Annotated in this window: 11 protein-coding genes; all 11 read left to right on the forward strand. The window is 39.5% G+C overall.

Annotated features, from left to right (window positions below):
* Positions 1-154: 154 nt before the first annotated feature.
* The 11 genes from HT701_RS07450 to HT701_RS07500 all read left to right on the forward strand — a co-directional run bounded on the left by HT701_RS07450 (position 155) and on the right by HT701_RS07500 (position 7,713).
* Positions 155-793: an adenylate kinase gene (locus tag HT701_RS07450; protein ID WP_023932501.1), complete on the forward strand. Its 639-nt coding sequence runs from the start codon at positions 155-157 to the stop codon at positions 791-793.
* A 116-nt stretch (positions 794-909) separates the two neighbouring features.
* A complete protein-coding gene (gene infA, locus HT701_RS07455) occupies positions 910-1,128 on the forward strand; it encodes a translation initiation factor IF-1 (RefSeq protein WP_001029883.1) in 219 nt (72 codons plus the stop codon).
* A gap of 24 nt (positions 1,129-1,152) precedes the next feature.
* Complete coding sequence (rpmJ, locus tag HT701_RS07460; RefSeq protein WP_001808836.1) at positions 1,153-1,269, forward strand: 50S ribosomal protein L36; 117 nt, start codon at positions 1,153-1,155, stop codon at positions 1,267-1,269.
* 17 nt (positions 1,270-1,286) lie between these two features.
* Entirely contained in the window at positions 1,287-1,652 is a 366-nt protein-coding gene (rpsM, locus tag HT701_RS07465; RefSeq protein WP_000090781.1) for a 30S ribosomal protein S13, read from the forward strand.
* A gap of 17 nt (positions 1,653-1,669) precedes the next feature.
* Entirely contained in the window at positions 1,670-2,053 is a 384-nt protein-coding gene (gene rpsK / locus HT701_RS07470) for a 30S ribosomal protein S11 (RefSeq protein ID WP_001118385.1), read from the forward strand.
* A gap of 42 nt (positions 2,054-2,095) precedes the next feature.
* A complete protein-coding gene (locus tag HT701_RS07475) occupies positions 2,096-3,031 on the forward strand; it encodes a DNA-directed RNA polymerase subunit alpha (protein WP_000568988.1) in 936 nt (311 codons plus the stop codon).
* Positions 3,032-3,042: 11 nt separating this feature from the next.
* Positions 3,043-3,429, forward strand: coding sequence for a 50S ribosomal protein L17 (rplQ, locus tag HT701_RS07480; protein ID WP_000331493.1), 387 nt, complete (start codon positions 3,043-3,045; stop codon positions 3,427-3,429).
* A 264-nt stretch (positions 3,430-3,693) separates the two neighbouring features.
* Positions 3,694-3,960: an ACT domain-containing protein gene (locus HT701_RS07485; RefSeq protein WP_000644124.1), complete on the forward strand. Its 267-nt coding sequence runs from the start codon at positions 3,694-3,696 to the stop codon at positions 3,958-3,960.
* Positions 3,961-3,969: 9 nt separating this feature from the next.
* A complete protein-coding gene (locus HT701_RS07490; protein WP_119919657.1) occupies positions 3,970-5,307 on the forward strand; it encodes a PFL family protein in 1,338 nt (445 codons plus the stop codon).
* A gap of 17 nt (positions 5,308-5,324) precedes the next feature.
* Complete coding sequence (locus HT701_RS07495) at positions 5,325-6,788, forward strand: N-acetylmuramoyl-L-alanine amidase family protein (RefSeq protein ID WP_119919658.1); 1,464 nt, start codon at positions 5,325-5,327, stop codon at positions 6,786-6,788.
* Between the two features lie 232 nt (positions 6,789-7,020).
* Positions 7,021-7,713 carry a histidine phosphatase family protein gene (locus tag HT701_RS07500; RefSeq protein WP_119919659.1) on the forward strand — a complete coding sequence of 231 codons (693 nt, stop codon included), beginning with the start codon at positions 7,021-7,023 and terminating at the stop codon, positions 7,711-7,713.
* The last annotated feature ends 85 nt before the right edge of the window (positions 7,714-7,798 follow it).

The raw sequence follows: 7,798 nt of genomic DNA on the forward strand, positions 1-7,798 counted from the left end.
GATTTTCATTGAGTATGAAGCAGTAAATGCTGAGGGAGTGGAGGTTTAACTCTAACATTAGTGAGAGTTTGGTCTCCCCTCTTCTATTTTGTTTTTAAATAGGGGTGAAAAGACTTTTTGCTTCTATTTAAAAATAAAATAAGGAGATCAGATCATGAATCTTTTGATTATGGGCTTACCTGGTGCAGGTAAGGGAACTCAAGCAGCAAAAATCGTAGAACAATTCCATGTTGCACATATCTCAACAGGTGATATGTTCCGCGCTGCAATAGCAAATCAAACTGAAATGGGTGTTCTTGCTAAGTCATACATTGACAAGGGTGAATTGGTTCCTGATGAAGTTACAAATGGAATCGTAAAAGAACGTCTTTCACAAGATGATATTAAAGAAACAGGATTCTTATTGGATGGTTACCCACGTACAATCGAACAAGCTCATGCCTTGGACAAAACATTGGCTGAACTTGGCATCGAACTGGAAGGTGTTATCAACATCGAAGTGAATCCAGACAGCCTCTTGGAACGTTTGAGTGGCCGTATCATCCACCGCGTAACTGGAGAAACTTTCCACAAGGTCTTTAACCCACCAGTTGACTATAAAGAAGAAGATTACTACCAACGTGAAGATGATAAGCCTGAGACAGTCAAACGTCGTTTGGATGTGAATATTGCTCAAGGGGAACCAATCATTGCTCACTACCGTGCCAAAGGTTTGGTTCATGACATCGAAGGTAATCAAGATATCAATGATGTCTTCTCAGATATCGAAAAAGTATTGACAAATTTGAAATAAAGCGTTTTTCACACTTGCAAAAATCCGCTACAAATGTTATACTGAGATAGTCTGACTTATAATTGTTGTCTCTGTGTCTAGAGGCATCGAATCGAAATTTATGGAGGTGCTTTTGCGTGGCAAAAGACGATGTGATTGAAGTTGAAGGCAAAGTAGTTGATACAATGCCGAATGCAATGTTTACGGTTGAACTTGAAAATGGACATCAGATTTTAGCAACAGTTTCTGGTAAAATTCGTAAAAACTATATTCGTATTTTAGCGGGAGATCGTGTTACTGTCGAAATGAGTCCATATGACTTGACACGTGGACGTATCACTTACCGCTTTAAATAATCGAAAAACTTGGAGGGATAAGAAATGAAAGTAAGACCATCGGTCAAACCAATTTGCGAATACTGTAAAGTTATTCGTCGTAATGGTCGTGTTATGGTAATTTGCCCAGCAAATCCAAAACACAAACAACGTCAAGGATAAGATAGAAAGGAGAAAACATGGCTCGTATTGCTGGAGTTGACATTCCAAATGACAAACGCGTAGTAATCTCATTGACTTATGTTTATGGTATCGGACTTGCAACATCTAAGAAAATTTTGGCTGCTGCTGGAATCTCAGAAGATGTTCGTGTACGTGATCTTACATCAGATCAAGAAGATGCTATCCGTCGTGAAGTGGATGCAATCAAAGTTGAAGGTGACCTTCGTCGTGAAGTAAACTTGAACATCAAACGTTTGATGGAAATCGGTTCATACCGTGGTATCCGTCACCGTCGTGGACTTCCTGTCCGTGGACAAAACACTAAAAACAACGCTCGCACTCGTAAAGGTAAAGCTGTTGCGATTGCTGGTAAGAAAAAATAATATAGGAGGTAAAAGTCTTGGCTAAACCAACACGTAAACGTCGTGTGAAAAAGAATATCGAATCTGGTATTGCTCATATTCACGCTACATTTAATAACACTATTGTTATGATTACTGATGTGCATGGTAATGCAATTGCTTGGTCATCAGCTGGTGCTCTTGGTTTCAAAGGTTCTCGTAAATCTACACCATTCGCTGCTCAAATGGCTTCTGAAGCTGCTGCTAAATCTGCACAAGAACACGGTCTTAAATCAGTTGAAGTTACTGTAAAAGGTCCAGGTTCTGGTCGTGAGTCAGCTATTCGTGCGCTTGCTGCCGCTGGTCTTGAAGTAACAGCAATTCGTGATGTGACTCCAGTGCCACACAATGGTGCTCGTCCTCCAAAACGTCGCCGTGTATAATCATCGCATTACACTGCTTTTCGTTTAAGAGGGAGTAACTAAATGATCGAGTTTGAAAAACCAAATATAACAAAAATTGATGAAAATAAAGATTATGGCAAGTTTGTAATCGAACCACTTGAACGTGGCTACGGTACAACTCTTGGTAACTCTCTTCGTCGTGTACTTCTAGCTTCTCTACCAGGAGCAGCTGTGACATCTATCAATATTGATGGTGTGTTACATGAGTTTGACACAGTTCCAGGTGTTCGTGAAGACGTGATGCAAATCATTCTGAACATTAAAGGAATTGCAGTGAAATCGTACGTTGAAGACGAAAAAATCATCGAACTAGATGTTGAAGGCCCTGCTGAAGTAACAGCTGGTGACATTTTGACAGATAGCGATATTGAAATTGTAAATCCAGATCATTATCTCTTTACAATCGGTGAAGGTTCTTCTCTAAAAGCGACTATGACTGTTAACAGTGGTCGTGGATATGTACCTGCTGATGAAAATAAAAAAGATAATGCACCAGTTGGAACACTTGCTGTAGATTCTATTTATACACCAGTTACAAAAGTCAACTATCAAGTGGAACCTGCTCGTGTAGGTAGCAATGATGGATTTGACAAACTAACCCTTGAAATCTTGACAAATGGAACAATTATTCCGGAAGATGCTTTAGGGCTTTCAGCACGTATTTTGACAGAACATCTTGATTTGTTTACAAATCTTACTGAGATTGCTAAGTCAACTGAAGTGATGAAAGAAGCTGATACTGAATCTGACGACCGTATTTTGGATCGTACGATTGAGGAACTGGACTTGTCTGTGCGTTCATACAACTGTTTGAAACGTGCCGGTATCAATACTGTGCATGATTTGACAGAAAAATCTGAAGCAGAGATGATGAAAGTACGAAATCTTGGACGCAAGAGTTTGGAAGAAGTGAAACTCAAACTCATTGATTTGGGTCTTGGATTAAAAGATAAATAAAGGAGGAATACATGGCTTACCGTAAACTAGGACGCACTAGCTCACAACGTAAAGCAATGCTTCGCGATTTGACAACTGACCTTTTGATCAACGAATCAATCGTGACAACTGAAGCTCGTGCTAAAGAAATCCGTAAAACTGTTGAAAAAATGATTACTCTAGGTAAACGTGGTGATTTGCATGCACGTCGTCAAGCAGCTGCTTTCGTACGTAATGAAATCGCATCTGAAAACTATGATGAAGCAACTGACAAGTACACTTCTACTACAGCACTTCAAAAATTGTTCTCAGAAATCGCACCTCGTTATGCTGAACGTAACGGTGGATACACTCGTATCCTTAAAACTGAACCACGTCGTGGTGATGCAGCGCCAATGGCGATCATCGAATTAGTATAAAATCATCAATTTTGTTGAGTGTTATGATGATGGAGTCTTGTGCTCTTAGTCTAGCTCTGGTCTACCGCTAGGATTTCGGTCCTAGCGGGAACACTCATCATAAGTTGGGATAGTAGACGCTTGTTTACGAAATTGTTTTTTTCTTAAGAACAACTTCGTAAGCAGGCGTTTTTGAGTATTTAAGTTGGAATTATGCTATACTATTTAAGAAGAAATCTGCTGAATGTTCAGGTTTCCTATTAAAAGAAGAATTGGAGTTTACTTATGAAAGCCATTATAACTGTTGTTGGTAAAGATAAATCTGGAATTGTGGCAGGTGTTTCTGGTAAAATTGCAGAATTGGGTTTGAATATTGATGATATCTCTCAAACTGTCTTGGATGAATATTTCACGATGATGGCTGTCGTCTCTAGCGATGAAAAGCAAGATTTTACCTATCTTCGTAATGAATTTGAAGCTTTTGGGCAAACTTTGAATGTGAAAATCAATATTCAGAGTGCAGCGATTTTCGAAGCTATGTATAATATCTAGGAGGTGCACATGGATATTAGACAAGTTACTGAAACTATCGCCATGATTGAGGAGCAAAATTTCGATATCAGAACCATTACCATGGGGATTTCCCTTTTGGACTGTATTGATCCAGATATCAATCGTGCTGCGGAGAAAATTTATCAAAAGATTACGACCAAGGCAGCTAATTTAGTGGCTGTTGGGGATGAAATTGCAGCTGAGTTGGGAATTCCTATCGTAAATAAGCGTGTATCGGTGACTCCTATTTCTCTGATAGGGGCAGCGACAGATGCGACGGACTACGTGGTTCTGGCAAAAGCGCTTGATAAGGCTGCGAAAGAAATCGGTGTGGATTTTATTGGTGGTTTCTCTGCCTTGGTACAAAAAGGTTATCAAAAGGGGGATGAGATTCTCATCGATTCTATTCCTCGTGCTTTGGCTGAAACGGACAAGGTCTGCTCGTCAGTCAATATCGGCTCAACCAAGTCTGGTATCAATATGACGGCTGTGGCGGATATGGGACGAGTTATCAAGGAAACGGCTAATCTATCAGATATGGGAGCGGCCAAGTTGGTTGTGTTCGCTAATGCTGTTGAGGACAATCCATTTATGGCTGGTGCCTTCCATGGTGTTGGGGAAGCAGATGTTATCATCAATGTCGGCGTTTCCGGTCCTGGCGTGGTCAAGCGTGCCTTGGAAAAAGTTCGTGGACAGAGCTTTGATGTAGTAGCCGAAACAGTTAAGAAAACTGCCTTTAAAATCACTCGTATCGGTCAATTGGTTGGTCAGATGGCTAGTGAGAGACTGGGTGTGGAGTTTGGTATTGTGGACTTGAGTTTGGCCCCAACTCCTGCGGTTGGAGATTCTGTAGCACGTGTCCTTGAGGAAATGGGACTAGAGACAGTTGGTACGCACGGAACGACGGCTGCCTTGGCTCTCTTGAATGACCAAGTTAAGAAGGGCGGAGTGATGGCCTGCAACCAAGTCGGTGGTTTGTCTGGTGCCTTTATCCCCGTTTCTGAGGATGAAGGAATGATTGCTGCAGTGCAAAATGGCTCTCTTAATTTGGAAAAACTAGAAGCTATGACAGCTATCTGTTCTGTTGGTTTGGATATGATTGCCATCCCAGAAGATACACCTGCTGAAACCATTGCGGCTATGATTGCAGATGAAGCTGCAATTGGTGTCATTAACATGAAAACAACAGCTGTTCGTATCATTCCAAAAGGAAAAGAAGGCGATATGATTGAATTTGGTGGCCTATTAGGTACTGCACCTGTTATGAAGGTTAATGGGGCTTCGTCTGTTGATTTCATCTCTCGTGGAGGACAAATCCCAGCACCAATTCATAGTTTTAAAAATTAAGAAAATAGGAGAAATTGATGAAAAAAGAAATGAAACATGCTTTAGTAGCTTTAGGACTGTCGACTTTACTAGTCCGAACTTTTGCCAGTCAAGTAGTTTTTGCGCAGGAAAATGATACGAATTCAAGAAATGAAAGTCTATATAAAACACAAGCAGATTTAGAGAATGTAGCTAGAAATTATTCTGAACAAGTGAAGAAAAAATTATTGGAAGAAATTGATGGCATTGATTGGAATACTGTACAATTTAAAGATGATGATGTCTTAAAACTCAAGACTGTCGTAGTTAAAAGATTAGCTGAGGTTACAGAGGAAAATATAAATAGATTTTCAAAAAATGGTTACTATTATTCGTTTGAATTCGAAGAAATTGTCAATAGAATAAAAAGTGATGTGCCTAACTTTTTAGGATATGTTTTTGATATAGCTAGAATAAAAAAATATGACTTACTACTTCAGCAAGTAGAAAAAGATAGTAACTTATACTCATCTGAAGAAAAGGAAAAAATAATTAGCGATTTAAAAATGTTTTACGGACCATTAACAGGCTGGTCGATACCTCGGGACCGTAATTATTTTGGTGATTACGATCCAGAAAATAATACTAATTTAACATTAAAAGATTATGTTCAAAATTTATCAACTTTTTATAAAAATGTTGATAAATCGAGTCCTAGTTTAATTCCTACGGAAAAAAATATCAGAGAAATTAATGCTGTTGCTTTCATGGAGAAGACAGCCATTAGTAATGATGATACACTTTCAAAAGCAGATAAAGTTTCTATGTTTAGTAAGATTGATGATATAGTTGAAGAGGGGATACACAAAATCAGGAAAGAAGCAGGTCTTGTATATAAGGAAGAGACTGTAAGACACATGTTATCCCCTGAAGAGTTATCTGTCTTTACTAAGCGTATCGAAGATGTTTACCAAGGAAAAGCTAAGCCTAAGGTGACAAAAGAAGAGGCTATTCAAGCAGTTTCTACTGGAACTTCATCCTCAGTTTCAACTTCATCTCAAGCTATTATTACCTCTAATGGAGAGACTAAGAAAAATCATCAAGCAAGTAAGTGGTTTAAAGAGTCTGGCAAATGGTACTATAATGACCTTTCTGGCAATCTTGTAAGAAACAGTTGGGTAGGCCGTTATTATCTAAAATCAGATGCTTCAATGGCTGCAAGTGAATGGATTTATGATGAAGACTATAAGAGCTGGTTTTATGTAGATTCAACTGGTAGTTATGTGGAGAAAGCTTGGCAGGGAGAATACTACCTAAAACGTGGCGGTTACATGGCTAAGAGTGAGTGGGTATTTGATTCTCAGTATGATAGTTGGTATTATCTGAACCAAGATGGTAAGTACGCTCGTAATCAATGGATTAAAGACGGAGATAAGTGGTATTACTTGTTAGCTGATGGGAAATTGGCAAAAAATATGACCATTAACGGCTATAAAGTAAATGAAAAAGGTGAATGGGTATAATTTTTTAAGTTCTATTTAAGGTTAGATGTGTATACTATAATCATTAAATAAAGACCTCCTAATATTATATGAAACAGATAACACTGATTTAGTTTGAATTTGATTTTCATCTAATATCTTTATTTAATAGAACTCCTAAACTTTTTCATAATAATCTCCTGCAAAAGTCGCCTGTATGGGTGGCTTTTGTTTTATCATCCATGTTATAATAGAAGCAAACGGAGGACGGAAAATGGTAAAAGTACGATTGTATTTGGTACGTCATGGCAAGACTATGTTTAACACGATTGGTCGAGCGCAAGGTTGGAGCGATACTCCCTTAACAGCTGAAGGTGAACGAGGGATTCAAGAATTAGGAATCGGTTTGCGAGAATCTGGTCTACAGTTTGAGCGCGCTTATTCCAGTGATTCTGGTCGCACCATTCAGACTATGGGAATTATACTTGAGGAGCTTGGACTGCAAGGGAAAATCCCTTATCGCATGGACAAGCGTATCAGAGAATGGTGTTTTGGTAGCTTTGATGGAGCCTACGATGGCGATCTTTTCATGGGCATTATTCCTCGTATCTTTAATGTGGACCACGTTCACCAATTATCTTATGCGGAACTGGCTGAGGGCTTGGTAGAGGTCGATACAGCTGGTTGGGCTGAAGGATGGGAAAAACTCAGTGGCCGAATTAAGGAAGGTTTTGAAGCGATTGCCAAAGAAATGGAAGAACAAGGTGGGGGCAATGCCCTTGTCGTCAGCCACGGAATGACCATTGGAACCATTGTTTATCTGATCAATGGTATGCATCCGCATGGTCTCGATAATGGTAGCGTGACGATTCTTGAATATGAGGACGGCCAGTTTAGCGTAGAAGTTGTCGGCGACCGTAGTTACCGACAACTAGGACGTGAGAAGATGGAGGAAGCCTCTATTTAATACTCTTCGAAAATCTCTTCAAACCGCGTCAACGTCGTCTTGCCGTAGATATGGTTACTGACTTCGTCAGTTCTATCCACAACCT

It is taken from the genome of Streptococcus sp. 10824, assembly GCF_013276595.1.
In the GTDB taxonomy this organism is placed as follows: domain Bacteria; phylum Bacillota; class Bacilli; order Lactobacillales; family Streptococcaceae; genus Streptococcus; species Streptococcus pseudopneumoniae.

Bases quoted from the DNA above. Each gene is read 5' to 3' on its own strand.
- HT701_RS07500 (WP_119919659.1), top strand. From the start codon at position 7,021: ATGGTAAAAGTACGATTGTATTTGGTACGTCATGGCAAGACTATGTTT.
- HT701_RS07475 (WP_000568988.1), top strand. From the start codon at position 2,096: ATGATCGAGTTTGAAAAACCAAATATAACAAAAATTGATGAAAATAAA.
- HT701_RS07450 (WP_023932501.1), top strand. From the start codon at position 155: ATGAATCTTTTGATTATGGGCTTACCTGGTGCAGGTAAGGGAACTCAA.
- HT701_RS07495 (WP_119919658.1), top strand. From the start codon at position 5,325: ATGAAAAAAGAAATGAAACATGCTTTAGTAGCTTTAGGACTGTCGACT.
- HT701_RS07485 (WP_000644124.1), top strand. From the start codon at position 3,694: ATGAAAGCCATTATAACTGTTGTTGGTAAAGATAAATCTGGAATTGTG.
- rplQ (WP_000331493.1), top strand. From the start codon at position 3,043: ATGGCTTACCGTAAACTAGGACGCACTAGCTCACAACGTAAAGCAATG.
- HT701_RS07490 (WP_119919657.1), top strand. From the start codon at position 3,970: ATGGATATTAGACAAGTTACTGAAACTATCGCCATGATTGAGGAGCAA.
- rpsM (WP_000090781.1), top strand. From the start codon at position 1,287: ATGGCTCGTATTGCTGGAGTTGACATTCCAAATGACAAACGCGTAGTA.
- rpmJ (WP_001808836.1), top strand. From the start codon at position 1,153: ATGAAAGTAAGACCATCGGTCAAACCAATTTGCGAATACTGTAAAGTT.